We start from the raw sequence: 15899 nt of genomic DNA, 5'->3' as shown, positions 1-15899 counted from the left end.
GTATAAGTCATGACCATATGGGATACGATACAAGACTGGATGAGCAAGACAGGAATGAGTGCTCTCGAGTTCTTGGCAAAGATACTGCTTGCCGTGATCGTTTATTTTGTCATAAGCAAGATTACAGGCAAAGTTTGTGATAACTTAAGAAAGAACATGCAGCGGTTTCATGTGGAGCCGTCTGCTGCTGGTTTCTTAGTCTCTCTCGTTCGCTATTTTGTGCTGGCTTTTACGATTATCACGATAATTTTGAAACTGGATCTCGTAAAAGAATCTTCTATCACTGCACTTTTGGCTTCGGCGGGGGTCGCCGTCTCTTTGGCATTGCAGGGAGGATTGTCAAATCTGGCGGGTGGTATGCTGATCTTATTTTTGAAACCTTTTAAAGCTGGAGACTACATTATCTCTTCCTCAGACCAGGTGGAAGGTACGGTAAAGAAAATTGAGATGTATTACACTACAATTGTAACTGGAGATAATCAGGTGATCAAAATTCCCAATTCAAATCTTACGAATCACACCATCACGAATGTGACTGCGATGGACAAGAGAAGACTTGAGATCAAGATAGCCGTTTCTGGTGAGTCAGATCTTTTGAAAGTGAAAAAGCTGTTTCTTGAACTCGTAGATGAGGAGCCCAGATTCTTGAAAGATCAAAGAGAATTCTTCGTGGATGAACTGGATGGAAGGGCTGTGATCGCAGGATTTCATGCATGGACGAAAAGCAGTGATTATTCAAAACTACGATGGGATATGCTGGAGAGGATAAAGATCAGGATGGATGAAGAGGGTATTCGCATGGCCGATAATGAATTAGGCGTTCATCTTCGTGAATAGTGCCAAAATTACCCTTGATTTATATCAAAAGAAGTGTTATACTTGTCATGTTATTAAGTTACTGGCTGAAGAGTGGACGCGTGTCCACTCTTCTTTATTGTTTTGATACTCAGGGTCAAGAAGTTAGTTATACCGCAAAGGTGGTGAGAGCAATGAGCAAAAAAGAAGAATATGAGCTAAAATCAGAAAGATTACTGCAGCCCATCATGGATGAGCATAAATTTGAGTTGGTAGATGTAGAGTACGTAAAAGAAGGCGCAACATGGTATCTGAGGGCTTATGTTGACAAAGAAGGCGGAATCACAATAGATGACTGTGAAGTAGTAAGCAGAGCATTTGGGAAAAAACTGGATGAAGAGGACTTTATAGAAGATTCTTATATTATGGAGGTCAGTTCTCCGGGACTGGGACGTCCGCTGAAGAAAGAGAAAGACTTTAAGAGAAGTGTGGGAAAAGAAGTAGAGATCCGCACCTACCGTGCCATTGAAAGACAAAAGGAATTTTATGGACTGTTGAATGCATATGATGAGAACAGTGTGACTATTCTTACAGGAGAGGGAAACACAAGAACATTTGACAAAAAAGATATCGCATTGATACGACTGGCTTTAGATTTTTGATAAAAAGTCTCACAGGAGGAAAAGAGGAAAAAGATGAATACAGAGTTATTAGAAGCCCTTAATATTCTGGAGAAGGAGAAAAACATCGGTAAGGATGTGCTGCTCGACGCAATTGAACAGTCTCTTTTACAGGCATGTAAGAATAATTTTGGAACAGCTGATAATGTTGTAGTAAAGATAGATCCGAAAACATGTGATTATTCTGTAACGGCCAGGAAAGAAGTTGTCGAGAATGTGGAGAATTCTGTTTTACAGATTTCTCTGGAAGATGCAAAGCGAATCGACAACAAGTATGAGATCGGCGATATCGTGAATGTGGATATTCAGTCTAAACAGTTTGGGCGAATTGCTACACAGAATGCGAAAAATGTCATATTACAGAAGATACGTGAAGAGGAAAGAAAAGTACTGTATAATCAGTACTATGAGAAAGAACATGATGTTGTTACCGGTATTGTCCAGCGTTATGCAGGCAATAATGTGAGTATAAACCTTGGAAAGGTGGATGCTCTTCTGACAGAGAACGAGCAGGTAAAAGGAGAGACTTATCGCCCGACAGAACGTATCAAACTTTATATCCTCGAGGTGAAGGATACCCCGAAAGGACCAAAAGTTCTGGTATCCAGAACTCATCCAGAACTTGTGAAACGTCTTTTTGAAGAGGAAGTTACTGAGGTGAGAGACGGTACTGTTGAAATCAAGAGTATAGCCCGTGAAGCAGGATCGAGAAGCAAGATCGCCGTATCGAGCAATGATCCGGATGTCGATGCTGTCGGAGCCTGTGTTGGTATGAATGGGGCCCGTGTGAATAATGTCGTGGATGAGTTAAAAGGTGAGAAAATTGATATCATCAACTGGGATGAAAATCCCGCCCTTCTGATTGAGAATGCACTCTCACCGGCAAAGGTGATCTCGGTGATGGCAGATCCCGATGAGAAAACTGCAAAGGTCATCGTGCCTGATTATCAGCTGTCTCTTGCCATCGGCAAGGAAGGACAGAATGCGAGACTGGCTGCACGTCTGACAGGCTTTAAGATAGATATTAAAAGCGAAACTCAGGCGAGGGAAGCCGGGGATTTTGAATACGATCAGGAAGAAGAGAATGGAGAAGATCTCGAATATAACGTTTTGGAAGATGAGAACTTTGATGATCTGGGTGACATAATTCCGGAGGATGAAGATCCTCAGGAGTAACCAAAATTACTCTGGACAAGAATGGATGTGATTGTTTGGGAAAAATAAAAAAAATTCCGATGCGAAAATGCGTAGGATGTAATGAGATGAAAAATAAGAAGGAGTTGATACGAATTATTAAAACCTCGGAAGACGAGATTCTGCTTGACCCTACTGGAAAGAAGAACGGGAGAGGTGCTTACGTGTGCCGGTGTGGTGAATGCCTCAAAAAGGCTGTCAGAAATAAAGGACTGGAGCGTGCGTTTAAGGTGCCTGTTCCCGAAGAGGTTTATGACAGTCTGGCAAAGGAGATGAATGCCCTTGGATGAAAGAAGAATATACTCTTTCCTGGGACTTTCGATGAAAGCCAAAAAGGCTGCAAGCGGCGAGTTTCAGGTGGAACATGCGGTGAAATCAGGGACAGCGTCACTGGTGATTGTTGCAAAAGACGCTTCAGAGAATACCAAGAAGAAGTTTGGCAATATGTGTGAATACTACCGTGTACCTATCTGCTATTTCGGAAAAATGGAGGAACTCGGATCAGCAATAGGAAAGACATATCGGGCAACGCTTGCAATTACAGATACGAATATGGCGAAATTAGTAGAGAAACAGATAAATCAGTAGTATGAAATGAACTTTAGAACGAAAGTTTTAGGGGACATTTTGGAAAGGTCGGTGGTAATATGTCAAAACTTAGAATACATGAGCTGGCAAAAGAGTTGGATCACAGCAACAAAGAGATCATGGATTTTTTGAAAAGTAAGCAGATAGACGTCAAAAGCCATATGAGCGTCCTGGATGAACATCAGGAGACAATAGTCCGTAAAGAGTTTGCTTCTAAAAAAAATCAGTCAGGAAAAGCAGAGGAGAAGTCAGTGGAAAAACCAAAGAAGAAATCTAATATTATCCAGGTAGTGCGTCCACAGAACGCGACAAGTCAAGAGGCAAGAAAAAAATTACAGCAGCGTGCTCAGAATGAAAAAGCAGCGAAAATGCAAAATGAGCATAAGGCGGCTGAGGAAGATACAAAAAATCAGATTAATACAAAGAGCCAGCCCAATAAGAGGGAACATGCAGGCTCACGTATGAATGATCGGCCTTCACGTGGACATCAGGGGAATGCAAATCGACAGGAGAGAAGTAACCGCCCGCAGAGTGAGAGAACCAGCCGTAATCAGGGCGATCGTAATAATAATCGTACTCAGACCCAGACAGACAGGAATAATCGCACTAATCGTCCGCAAGGCGAAAGAAATAATCAATTTCAGGGGGCTCGCAGCACTAATCGTCCACAAGGTGACAGAAATAATCGTCCACAAAGCGATAGAAATAACCGGCCTTATGGAGAACGTAACGATCGCGGCGGTAATCGTTCTCAGGGAGACAGAAATAATCGCTTTCAGGGGAACAGAAGCAATAATTCGCAGCGTCCCTATGGTTCAAAACCATATCAGTCGGGAGATAAAAACGGCCGTCCTCCGGTTGGACCAAATCGCGAAAAGAAACATCAGGTTGAATCGATGGATCTTGGATTAAAGAAACCATCCAGAGATACCAACCATAAGGAGAAAGACAAAGCGAGAGAAAGCAGAAGAGAGAAAAGTTTTGGTGAGGATCGCAGACCAAATCAGGGAAATCGTCCAAATTCCCACAGGCCAAACCAGAACCGCAGAAGAAACAGCAATATTCCAAAAGCTCTTCAAAAACCTGCACCTAAGCCAAAAGAGGAGAAAAAGGAAGTAGTTAAGGAGATTATACTGCCGGAGAAACTCACGGTTAAAGAACTGGCTGAAAAGATGAAGATGCAGCCGGCTGCGGTCGTCAAAAAGTTGTTTCTGGAAGGGACAATGGTTACAGTGAACAACGAACTGACCTATGAACAGGCAGAGGAGATTGCTCTGGGTTATGATATTATAGCAGAGCCGGAGGTCAAAGTTGATGTAATTGAAGAGCTGTTAAAAGAAGATGAAGAGGATGAAAAAAATATGGTGTCACGTCCTCCGGTAGTATGTGTCATGGGGCATGTTGATCACGGAAAAACCTCGCTTTTGGATGCAATCCGCAATACTCATGTGACGGATCGCGAGGCCGGTGGCATTACACAGCATATTGGTGCGACTGTCGTTTCCGTTGATGGCAAAAGAATCACATTCTTGGATACACCGGGACATGAGGCTTTCACGGCTATGCGTATGCGTGGTGCGAATTCCACGGATATTGCGGTTCTGGTTGTTGCTGCTGATGATGGTGTGATGCCACAGACGATAGAGGCAATTAATCATGCGAAAGCGGCCGGTGTTGAGATTATTGTTGCCGTTAATAAGATAGATAAGCCAGGCGCAAATGTAGAACGCGTTAAGCAGGAACTCTCCGAGCAGGAACTGATTCCGGAAGATTGGGGAGGCAGCACAATTTTTGTACCAGTGTCAGCGCACACTCATGAGGGAATCAAAGAATTACTTGAGATGGTTTTGCTCACTGCGGATGTGATGGAACTGAAAGCAGATCCGAAGAGAAGGGCAAGAGGCCTGGTAATCGAGGCACAGCTGGATAAAGGGAAAGGCCCTGTTGCAAATATCCTCGTTCAGAAGGGCACCCTGCACCAGGGAGATTATATAGCGGCGGGGTCATGCTCGGGAAAAGTACGTGCCATGACAGATGATAAAGGACGTCGTGTGAAAGAGGCAGGTCCGTCTACTCCTGTTGAAGTGCTGGGACTTAATGATGTGCCTAATGCCGGTGAAATTATTGTGGCCACAGATACAGACAAGGATGCCAAGAATTTTGCGGATACTTTTGTATCGGAAGGTAAGAATAAACTGCTCGAAGATACAAGAACTAAGATGTCTTTGGATGATCTGTTCAGCCAGATTCAGGAGGGCAGTTTAAAAGAGCTGAACATTGTATTGAAAGCGGATGTTCAGGGGTCTGTTGAAGCGATGAAACAATCTTTGGTTCGCCTGTCCAATGAAGAGGTGGTTGTCAAGATTGTACATGGCGGTGTCGGAGCTATTACAGAGTCTGATGTAACGCTTGCGGCGGCGTCTAATGCTATCATAATCGGATTCAATGTCAGACCGGATACTCAGGCCAAGAACCTGTCGGATCAGGAAGGCGTAGACATGCGCCTGTATCGCGTCATCTACCAGGCTATCGAAGATGTCGAAGCGGCCATGAAGGGAATGCTGGATCCTGTCTATGAAGAAAAGGTGATCGGTCATGCCGAGATCCGTCAGCTGTTTAAGGCATCTGGGATCGGGACAATTGCAGGAAGTTATGTATTAGACGGTATATTCAAAAGAGGATGCAGCGTTAGAATTACGCGTGAAGGAAAACAAATCTTCGAGGGACCACTTGCATCACTGAAACGATTCAAGGATGATGTAAAAGAAGTGAAAGCCGGATATGAGTGTGGACTTGTGTTCGATAACTTTAATGATATTCAGGAACTAGACATTGTAGAAGCTTATACCATGGTAGAAGTACCAAGGTGAGATCTCATTGGTACTTCAGGAATTAAGAGGGATTAAATTGAGAAAAAACAGTATAAAAAATATCAGGATTAATCAGGAAGTGCAAAAGGAATTAAGTCAGATTATCCGAAAGGAGATCAAAGATCCCAGAATTGCTATGATGACATCAGTCACGAAAGTTGAGGTTGCACCGGATCTTAAGACTTGTAAGGCCTATATCAGTGTACTTGGAGATGATCAGGCAAAATCTGATACAATTTTGGGGCTTCGAAATGCAGAAGGCTATATCCGCAGACTCCTGGCCAAAAATGTAAATCTTAGAAATACGCCGGAGATCATATTTGTTCTGGATGAGTCCATCGAGTATGGTGTCAATATGTCGAAATTAATTGATGATATAAACAAAGATCAGACCGAAAGGAAGACTGAGAAAGATGAATAGTCTCGATGAGGTTTTAGACGGGGTAAAGTCGGCAGCAATTGCGGGACACGTGAACCCCGATGGCGACTGCATCGGATCCTGTATGGGCTTGTATCTGTATATGAAAGATAATTTTCCGGCAGTCCATGTGGATGTCTATCTGGAGAAACCGGGGGATGAGTTTTTATTTATCAGGGACATTGATTGTGTCGAGACAGAATATGATTCCGGGAGTGACTACGATTTGATGTTCCTTCTCGATGTCAGCAGCAGTGATCGAATCGGGGTTGCAGCCTCTTTGTATGAGTGCATGGATAACACTGTGTGTCTCGATCATCATGTTACAAACAAGGGACTTGGACGGATGAACCGCATTCTTCCGAAAGCCAGTTCTACCTGCGAGGTTTTATATGAAATTTTGGATGACAAAAAGATATCCAAAGCCTGTGCCGAGGCCCTATACACTGGAATTGTACACGATACCGGAGTCTTTCAGTATACGAATACCTCCCCGGCAACGATGCGTGCCGCTGCAAATCTGATGGAGAAGGGGATCCCCTTTTCTGATATTGTCGACAGAAGTTTCTACCAGAAATCGTATGCGCAGAATCAACTGTTAGGGCGAACTTTGATGGAGAGCATTCTCCTGCTTGACGGCAGCTGTATTGCCGGTGTTGTCCGGCAAAAAGAGATGGAATTTTATGGACTCACTTCCAGGGATATGGACGGCATTGTCAGTCAGCTGCGCAATACTATAGGAGTGGAAGTTGCCATCTTTCTCTATGAGAAGGATTCTTGCCAGTTCAAAGTAAGCCTGAGATCAAAAAGTTATGTGGATGTGAGTAAGATTGCGTCTCTGTTTGGCGGCGGTGGTCATGCAAAAGCTGCAGGATGCATTATGCATGGTACGCCCTACGATGTTATCTGCAATCTTTCCAGTCAGATCGAAATACAATTGAAAGAAGTGTAACACATGTATAACGGCGTCTTAAATATCTATAAAGAAGCAGGATTTACCTCCCATGATGTAGTTGCAAAGCTTCGCGGGATCCTAAAGCAGAAAAAGATCGGGCATACGGGAACACTCGACCCCGATGCAGTAGGAGTACTGCCAGTCTGTCTGGGAAACGCCACAAAACTTTGTGATATGCTCACTGATGGGACGAAGACTTATGAGGCAGTTATGCAGCTTGGGATTAGCACAGATACCCAGGATTTAAGCGGAGAGGTGCAAGATCGTCATCCGGTAGACTGTACAGAAGAAGAGATTGTCACTTGTGTGAAAAGTTTTTGCGGTGACCGACTTCAGACACCTCCCATGTATTCCGCTTTGAAAGTAAATGGGAAAAGGCTCTATGAACTCGCCAGAGAAGGGAAAACCGTTGAAAGAAAGCCACGTCCTGTCACTTTCTATGAAATTAAAATTCTTGAGATCAATAAGCCGAAAGTGACGTTCGAAGTCACCTGTTCGAAGGGGACCTATATCCGCACTCTTTGCCATGATATCGGTGAACAATTGGGATGTGGCGGTGCGATGGAACATCTGATCCGGCGGAGAGTCGGAAGATTTACAAAAGATGAGGCCCTGACACTGACTAGTGTGAAAAAATTACAAGACGAGCAGAGAATCGGTGAATATATATTGCCTGTGGATGCGATGTTTGAACACCTTGAAAAAGCACATGTAAAGCCGGAATTTGATATCCTTGTGCACAATGGAAATGCACTTTTGCCCGAACGGATCATTTTGTCTGGAATTGATGTGAGATTTCCAGATAGAATCCGCCTGTATGACAGTACAGGTCAATTCATGGGGATCTATAAGTATGATAACAGATGCAGCATATTTAAACCGGAAAAAATGTTTATAAGTTGAGGGAACAATGGAATATATCAAAAATACACTGAATTTTGAGACAAGAAGCCCTTCCGTGATCACCCTGGGCAAATTTGATGGGGTTCACTTAGGACACAGAAAGCTGATAAACCGCATACTTGAAATCGGAAAGAGAGATGGCCTTTTGACAGTCATCTTTACTTTTGATGCCTCACCTCAGGTTACCTTAGGCTACCGAAAGCCTCAGACACTTCTGAGCAATGAAGAGAGAAGACAGAGAATTGAAAGTTTTGGGGTTGATACGTTAATTGAGTGTCCATTTGTTCCACAGATTCGAAACATGGAACCGGAAGAATTCATCACTCAGATCCTGGTGAAGAAACTGCAGGTGAAAGCTGTTGTCGTAGGCTCCGATTTCCATTTTGGAAAGAATCGACGTGGTAATCCATTTATGCTAAGTCAGATGGGGAAAAAGTACGGATTTGCAGTTGAGGTGCTGAATAAAGTAAAAGACGGCGGTCGTGAAGTGAGTAGTACCTATATCCGTGAGGAATTACTGGAAGGCCATATGGAAAAAGTTCATATGCTTTTGGGATATCCTTATATGATTATTGGAGATATCATCCATGGGCACAAACTAGGACGTCAGATCGGTATGCCGACGATTAATCAAGTTCCAAAGCCTGAGAAACTTCTTCCACCCAGAGGTGTCTATGCCTCTGTTGCCAGGATCGATGGACAAGAATTCTATGGGGTCAGCAACATAGGCATAAAGCCCACCGTACAGGAGAAGTTTGTCGGAGTAGAAACCTATCTATTTGACTGTGATCTGGATCTGTATGGGAAGGAAGCCTGCGTTTGTCTTCTTCATTACCAGCGCCCGGAAGTAAAATTTGATTCTATAGAAGAACTGAGAATTCAGATGAATAAAGACAAAGAAATTGGAAAAAAGTATTTTGGTATGTCACAATAAAGTTTACGATTGTAAAAAGCCTGTGCAGCCTGATTTATCAGGATTGCACAGGCTTTTTCATGCAAGCATGAAACGCAGAACCTTTTGACCCTGATGATACACGGATTACTCCGCACTTTGTGCTCCCGTAATCCGCTACAAACATTCGAATTCCACCCTAATCGGGTTGCATTCTCATGTTTGTTCGGGTCCCAAGTTCATGCTTTTTCATGCAAGCATGAAACGCAGAACCTTTTGACCCTGATGATACACGGATTACTCCGCACTTTGTGCTCCCGTAATCCTCTACAAACATTCGAATTCCACCCTAATCGGGTTGCATTCTTATGTTTGTTCGGGTCCCAAGGTCATGCTTTTTCATGCAAGCATGAAACGCAGAACCTTTTGACCCTGGTATCATCATATTAAGATTTTTTTAAAGACTTTCTTTGTTTTTTGTGATACTATGATGATATCTGCGGATTGTTATAAGCTTTTGCAGTCCGAAACATTGAATAGTCCATGGGAGGAAGATATGAGGAAAAAGAAAACTATCATAATCAGTATATGTGCTGCAGTGGTTCTTGTGATCGGCTGTGTTGGGGTTTTTATCTCGCAAAAGGCAGGAAAAAAAGATGAAAATGTTGTCTATGTCAATAAGATAGAAAAACTGATGAATCTGGGCAGTGGAAATGGTATGGTGAACCGATTTTCAGGAGTTGTGGAATCGCAGGAGACCTGGAAAGTGCAGGTCGATCCCGAAAAGACGGTGAAGGATATTCTGGTGGAAGAAGGACAGGAGGTCCAGGCCGGGACCATGTTATTTACATATGATACGGAAAAGTATCAGCAAGATCTTGATCAGGCAACTCTTGATCTTGATCGTCTGAATAATGAGCTCTCCGGCATGCAGGTGAATATCAGTCAGCTTACAAAGGATAAGAAGGCGGCGCCAAAAGAGGAACAGGCGACTTTACAGCTTCAGATTCAGGAGGCTCAGCTGGAACTAAAGCAAAAAGAATACGAGGGGAAAAGTAAGCAGCTCGAGATTGACAAATTAAAAGAAAACATTGGCAATGCGACTGTCACCAGTAAGATTGCAGGTGTGGTGAAATCAATCAGAAAAGGAACGGATAATGGGATGATGGATCCGTATGGTGATCAGGACAATTCTTTTATGACAATACTTTCCACCGGCGACTTTCGAATCAGGGGTAGTGCCAACGAGATGAATATGGGATCGGTGAGCGAGGACATGCCCGTTCTTGTGCATTCCCGTATGGACTCGGATATTGCATGGAAGGGTACCATCACGAAAATCGACCGTGAAAATGCCGGGTCAGAAGACGAAAATGGCGGCAGTTATATGAATTCTACGGATGGGATGAACCAGAGCAGCTCTTATCCATTTTATGTGACGCTCGAAAAAAATGAAGACCTGATGCTCGGCCAGCATGTCTATATAGAACCGGATATGGGTCAGGGAAAAGATCATACAGCCGGTGTCTGGCTGGACGAAGCATTTATTGTCGATCCAGAGAAAAAACCATACGTATGGGCCGATAACGGTAAGGGTAAACTTGAAAAACGAATTGTCACACTTGGCCAGCATGATGAAAACATGATGCAGTACGAAATTGCAGATGGGCTTACGAAGAGCGACTCTGTTACATTCCCGGAGCCAGACTTAAAAGAAGGGATGAAAACCGCTGAAGGTGAAGACGGTATGATCGGACAGAGCAATCTTTCCGGTCAGGAACCAGAAACAGGTGGGGATCCAGAATTAAGTGGGGAACCGGAAACAAGTGGGGAAACCGAAACAGGTGAGGGATCCGAATCCAAGGAAGAAATGGGAACAGAAGTGGAGGTAGTCAGGTGATTCTTGAATTAAAAGATATCTGTAAAGACTACAGACAGGATAAACTTGTAATTCCGGTCCTGAAAAATATCAGCTTCGAGATGGAAGAGGGGGAGTATGTGGCAGTTATGGGACCTTCCGGTTCCGGAAAAACGACACTTATGAATATTATCGGTTGTCTCGATCAGGCCACAAGCGGGACTTATCTGTTCGATGGGGAAGATATGGGAAGCTGCACAGAGAATCGAATGTCAGATATCCGTCTTTCCAAAATTGGATTTATCTTTCAAAATTTTGAGCTGCTGCCGCGGCAGTCTGCTATCGACAATGTATCCCTGCCTCTGATATATAAGGGGATGCCAAAAAACGATCGAAAAGATCTGGCGTCTTCGGCACTGGAACGAGTAGGACTATCTGATCGTGTGAATTTTAAACCGACACAACTTTCCGGCGGGCAGAAACAACGAGTTGCAATCGCAAGAGCCATGGTCAATCATCCTAAGATTTTGCTTGCAGATGAACCTACAGGAGCCTTAGATTCTACTTCCGGGAGTCAGATCATGGAATTATTTCAGAAACTAAATGAAGAGGGGATCAGCATTTTGATGATTACACATGATCAACAGATTGCCTCTTATGCAGACCGAAAGATTGAGATTAAAGATGGAGTCTTAAGCCGAAAGGAGGGGACGGTTTTATGACAAAGAGAAAAAGAATTGTGACAATTTTACTATCTGCAGCGGGCATATGTGCTGCCGGATCTGGTGTTGTATATGCGGTAAAGAGTACGCAAAAATCGGAAGTACTGGTTGTACCTGTAAGCGAAGTGAACAATGGCGGATACTGGGATGATGCCGCCCAGAATATGGATGGGATGGTGACATCGGACACGACTCAAAACGTCTATCTGACGGATACCCAGACCGTTGAAGAGGTAAAGGTAAAGGAAGGCGATATCGTGAAAGAAGGAGATGTCCTTCTCACATATGACATGGAATTGTCAAGCCTTAATCTTGAAATGCAGAAACTCTCGAGAGATCAGGCAGAGATTCATGTAAAAATCGCTGAAAATGATCTGAAAAAATTAAAAAAGATAAAGTCAGCCTCAAACAATCCTGCTGCGTCTGTACCTGTCGGCAGTGACAGCATAGATGTCGGCGGCGACGATGAGGGAGATAATGACTCAGATCCGGAAACGGAACAAACGCCTAGTCCGACTGAGACACCGACTGAGATACCGACTGAGACGCCGACTCCGTCTGCGCCTACAGTGTTCAGTAAGGACAACCCGCTGAGCTATAGTAATAGGCAGCAGTACTATGACGGTGAAGGGGATAAGGATAAACCTTATCGTTTCCTTTGTGAGAACGGGACGGTAATCGAAGCTTCTTTTATGAATGCAATGATGGGATATGTCTATGATGAAAATGGTGTGCGGGGAGAGAAAGCTGGAAAAACTTTCTTTTTCGTTTTGGAAGTCAGAGAGGGAGATAAAAAAGAAGGAAACCTGATCAAAGGATGGAAACAGAATGGTGCGAGTATTGAAAAACCTTTCGATGAAGACTGGAGAGGAGAACTGGAATTAAAGAGTAATTCGGACTCCTTCATTGAGACATCGGCGGGAAATATGAAGATAAAGCCCCTTAATCTTGCGATGAGAGGCAAAAAAAAATTTATATTTACGGATACAAGAGGTGCGAGTGCCAGCCCGAATTCTCAAAAGAGGAAAGAAAGTCCGAAACCGTCTATGACGCCTTCAGTGGTTTCTTCGGATACCGTGTACACGAAGGATGAACTGGCATCTGCAATTAAGGACAAGGAAAAGGAGTTATCTGCACTGAGGCTGGATCTGCAAGAGCAGAATATGAAATTAAATACGGCACAGAAGACTTTAGATGAAGGACAGGTCACTGCAAAGTTTGGCGGTGTTGTGAAAAATGTCGGTGACCCGAAAAATCCACCCAGAGATGGCTCTCCGTTTCTGGTGGTATCCGGGACAGAGGGACTGTATGTGCGCGGATTGGTCAGTGAACTGATGCTTGATAAAATCAAAGAGGGCAATGTGGTAAGTGTGACATCTTACGAAAGCGGTACTACATGCGAGGCGACAGTCAAAGAGGTCTCCCCGTATCCTTCGGAACAATATAACAACTATTCCGATTCGAATGCATCCGGGTATCCGCTTACATTGCTGATCAAAGAGGGTGGAGAACAGTTCAGGAACAATGAGGGTGTGGGAATTTCTCTGGATTCGCAGTCAGATGGCAATATGGGCGGCGGACTCTCCTTAAGCAGAGCATTTATCAAGGAAGAGAATGGTGCAAAATATGTCTACGTACGCGGAAAAGATAAGAGACTGAAACGCAAAAAGATCAACACTGGCCGCCTGATCTGGGGTGATTGCTACGAGATAAAAGACGGTGTCGGCGAGGAGGATTGGATTGCATTCCCCTATGCGAAGAATGTAAGGGAAGGCGCTAAGACAAAGGAAGGAAGCAGCGAACAGCTGTATCGATAGGGGGAAGAAAAATGTTGGAAAATATAAGACTATCCTTTCAGGGAATCTGGTCACATAAGATGCGCTCCTTCCTCACAATGTTGGGAGTTATCATAGGAATAGCATCAATTATAGCTATCGTTTCAACGATTAAGGGAACGAACGAACAGATCAAACAGAATCTGATTGGCGCCGGGAATAATAATGTGTCCGTCACATTAAGGCAAGGCGAGGATGACTACTATATGGATCAAGGGCTGCCACAGCAAGTCACAGTTCTTAAGGATGATATGAAAGAACGCCTGCATCATCTGGATCATGTAGTGAATGCATCCTTTTATTACAATAGGCCTTATGTAGATGGCATCAAACGCGGTTCCATCCGCCTTGACTCTGGAAAGGCCTGCGGAATTGACACGGACTATCTGAATACTTCCGGATATGTAATCAGTGATGGAAGAGGATTTGTCAAAAGTGATTACTCAGATATCCACAAAGTGGTACTTCTCGATGAAACGGCAGCTGTCACTCTTTTTGATGCAGGATCTGCTCTGGGCAATACGATTGAGATCAGAGGAGAACCTTTTACAGTTGTAGGTCTGATCAAGAAGGCGGAATCTTTTCAACCCGTGATTCATTCTATGGAGGACTATTATACATATTACCAGGATGCATCGGGAACCGTACTGATGCCGGATGTCTGCTGGCCGATAGTCTTTCAGTTTGATGAGCCTCAAAATGTGGTTCTGCGGGCAGAAAGCACGGAGTCTATGAGCACTGTCGGAAAAGAAGCTGCTAAGATTATGAACGAGGCAGTATTAGATAAAGAAGGAGATGTTAAATACAAAGCAGAAGACCTTCTAAAAAAAGCCAGGGAACTGCAGGAGTTAAGTGCCAGCACGAATAACCTGTTACTATGTGTGGCGGGTATCTCTCTGTTGGTTGGTGGTATCGGAGTTATGAACATCATGCTGGTATCTGTCACTGAGCGGACCAGTGAAATTGGTCTGAAAAAGGCCATCGGTGCCAGAAAGCGACGGATACTTGCGCAGTTTCTCACAGAGGCAGCTGTACTCACCAGTATCGGAGGGGTGTTGGGAGTTGTGGCTGGAATCATTCTGGCCAAAGTGATATCAAAAGTCTCGCAGACTCCGGTGGCAATTTCTGTACCGGCGATTTTCGGATCTGTGGGATTCTCCGTTGTGATCGGAATCCTGTTCGGGCTGCTTCCCTCCATTAAGGCTTCGAATCTGAATCCGATTGAGGCACTGAGACGTGAATAGGGGGAGGATAAGTGAACAGCATTATTTTACTGCAGCGTATGACAGTTTTGTTTCTTATGATCTTGGTCGGTGTTATCAGTTACAGGAAAGGGGTCCTGGATGACATATCATGTGCTAAGATTACAACACTGATTGTAAATGTATTAAATCCGATGATCATCATTTCAGGAGTACTTGATACAAATATTGAAAAAGATATCCATATCATGGATAACCTACTTCTCGTTGTAATGATGTATGCACTTCTGATTACCTTAAGTTACTTGTATGTTAAGCTGCGACGTTTTGAGATAAAACAGGCCAGATTTTATCAGCTTATGATGATTTTTAACAATGTAGGATTCATAGGGATTCCTCTTGTGAGAGGGCTTTATGGTGAAAAGTATATCATTTATCTGGTGTTTTATATCCTGGTTTTCAATCTCCTTGCGTATACATTGGGAATTTATCTGGCATCCAAATCGTCAGATAAGGAGGCGGATTATTCGTGGAAAAATATTATCAATATGGGATTTCTTGCCTGTCTGCTCAGCCTTTTAATCTTTATCTTTCGGATACCAGTGGCCGCACCGATAAAAGACGCCTGTAAGTATCTCGGGGATGCATCCATCCCTCTGTCTATGCTCATCATAGGGGCATCGGTGGCAAGGATGAGTCTCAGGGAACTTTTCTTACAGAGACAACTTTATGAGTTTATGTTTGTAAAGATGCTGCTGATTCCGTCTATCTGTGTATTGATAGTAAAACAACTTCCGGTTGCTGATGAGATATTGGGAATCTTTCTGTTATGTGTATCCATGCCCTGTGCGAGTATAGCAGGTATGCTTGCACAGGAATATGGGGGCAGAGGGACAGAAGGTAACCATCTTATTGCATTTACAACTGTGTTCTCTCTTCTGACAGTTCCTATCATCTCATTGCTGCTGTGAAATACCATTTACCCTG

Annotated in this window: 15 protein-coding genes; all 15 read left to right on the top strand. The window is 43.7% G+C overall.

The window, feature by feature from the left end; translation table 11 throughout:
* Positions 1 to 9: 9 nt before the first annotated feature.
* The 15 genes from INP51_RS09760 (at position 10) to INP51_RS09690 (ending at position 15883) form a co-directional block, all read left to right on the top strand.
* Entirely contained in the window at positions 10 to 837 is an 828-nt protein-coding gene (locus tag INP51_RS09760; protein ID WP_193734669.1) for a mechanosensitive ion channel family protein, read from the top strand.
* Positions 838 to 989: 152 nt separating this feature from the next.
* Complete coding sequence (locus INP51_RS09755) at positions 990 to 1457, top strand: ribosome maturation factor RimP (RefSeq protein ID WP_193734668.1); 468 nt, start codon at positions 990 to 992, stop codon at positions 1455 to 1457.
* A 33-nt stretch (positions 1458 to 1490) separates the two neighbouring features.
* The gene (gene nusA, locus INP51_RS09750) at positions 1491 to 2651 is read left to right on the top strand and encodes a transcription termination factor NusA (protein ID WP_193734667.1); all 1161 of its coding nucleotides are present in this window, start codon (positions 1491 to 1493) and stop codon (positions 2649 to 2651) included.
* 59 nt (positions 2652 to 2710) lie between these two features.
* Positions 2711 to 2959 (top strand): RNase P modulator RnpM, encoded by a 249-nt coding sequence (gene rnpM, locus INP51_RS09745; RefSeq protein WP_193737328.1) that lies wholly within the window; start codon positions 2711 to 2713, stop codon positions 2957 to 2959.
* Positions 2952 to 3257: a L7Ae/L30e/S12e/Gadd45 family ribosomal protein gene (locus INP51_RS09740; RefSeq protein WP_230406761.1), complete on the top strand. Its 306-nt coding sequence runs from the start codon at positions 2952 to 2954 to the stop codon at positions 3255 to 3257. Before rnpM ends, INP51_RS09740 begins: the two co-directional genes overlap by 8 nt.
* 59 nt (positions 3258 to 3316) lie before the next feature.
* Positions 3317 to 6127 carry a translation initiation factor IF-2 gene (gene infB, locus INP51_RS09735; RefSeq protein ID WP_193734665.1) on the top strand — a complete coding sequence of 937 codons (2811 nt, stop codon included), beginning with the start codon at positions 3317 to 3319 and terminating at the stop codon, positions 6125 to 6127.
* A 37-nt stretch (positions 6128 to 6164) separates the two neighbouring features.
* Positions 6165 to 6548 carry a 30S ribosome-binding factor RbfA gene (gene rbfA / locus INP51_RS09730; protein WP_193734664.1) on the top strand — a complete coding sequence of 128 codons (384 nt, stop codon included), beginning with the start codon at positions 6165 to 6167 and terminating at the stop codon, positions 6546 to 6548.
* Positions 6541 to 7497 carry a DHH family phosphoesterase gene (locus INP51_RS09725; RefSeq protein ID WP_193734663.1) on the top strand — a complete coding sequence of 319 codons (957 nt, stop codon included), beginning with the start codon at positions 6541 to 6543 and terminating at the stop codon, positions 7495 to 7497. The genes rbfA and INP51_RS09725 overlap by 8 nt, the downstream gene beginning before the upstream one ends.
* 3 nt (positions 7498 to 7500) lie before the next feature.
* Positions 7501 to 8403, top strand: a complete 903-nt coding sequence (gene truB, locus INP51_RS09720) for a tRNA pseudouridine(55) synthase TruB (RefSeq protein ID WP_193734662.1) — start codon at positions 7501 to 7503, stop codon at positions 8401 to 8403.
* Between the two features lie 7 nt (positions 8404 to 8410).
* On the top strand, positions 8411 to 9337 hold the full coding sequence (locus INP51_RS09715) for a bifunctional riboflavin kinase/FAD synthetase (RefSeq protein WP_193734661.1): 927 nt from the start codon (positions 8411 to 8413) through the stop codon (positions 9335 to 9337).
* A 514-nt stretch (positions 9338 to 9851) separates the two neighbouring features.
* Complete coding sequence (locus tag INP51_RS09710; RefSeq protein ID WP_193734660.1) at positions 9852 to 11195, top strand: efflux RND transporter periplasmic adaptor subunit; 1344 nt, start codon at positions 9852 to 9854, stop codon at positions 11193 to 11195.
* On the top strand, positions 11192 to 11875 hold the full coding sequence (locus INP51_RS09705) for an ABC transporter ATP-binding protein (protein ID WP_329602296.1): 684 nt from the start codon (positions 11192 to 11194) through the stop codon (positions 11873 to 11875). The genes INP51_RS09710 and INP51_RS09705 overlap by 4 nt, the downstream gene beginning before the upstream one ends.
* The gene (locus INP51_RS09700; RefSeq protein ID WP_193734659.1) at positions 11872 to 13692 is read left to right on the top strand and encodes a biotin/lipoyl-binding protein; all 1821 of its coding nucleotides are present in this window, start codon (positions 11872 to 11874) and stop codon (positions 13690 to 13692) included. The genes INP51_RS09705 and INP51_RS09700 overlap by 4 nt, the downstream gene beginning before the upstream one ends.
* Positions 13693 to 13703: 11 nt before the next feature.
* Positions 13704 to 14954 (top strand): ABC transporter permease, encoded by a 1251-nt coding sequence (locus INP51_RS09695; protein ID WP_193734658.1) that lies wholly within the window; start codon positions 13704 to 13706, stop codon positions 14952 to 14954.
* A gap of 38 nt (positions 14955 to 14992) precedes the next feature.
* Positions 14993 to 15883, top strand: coding sequence for an AEC family transporter (locus tag INP51_RS09690; RefSeq protein WP_193734657.1), 891 nt, complete (start codon positions 14993 to 14995; stop codon positions 15881 to 15883).
* Positions 15884 to 15899 lie beyond the last annotated feature (16 nt).

It is taken from the genome of Blautia liquoris, from assembly GCF_015159595.1.
GTDB lineage: Bacteria > Bacillota > Clostridia > Lachnospirales > Lachnospiraceae > Novisyntrophococcus > Novisyntrophococcus liquoris.
The sequence above is the reverse complement of the archived record's forward strand: the minus strand, read 5'-3'. Positions and strand labels throughout refer to the sequence as shown.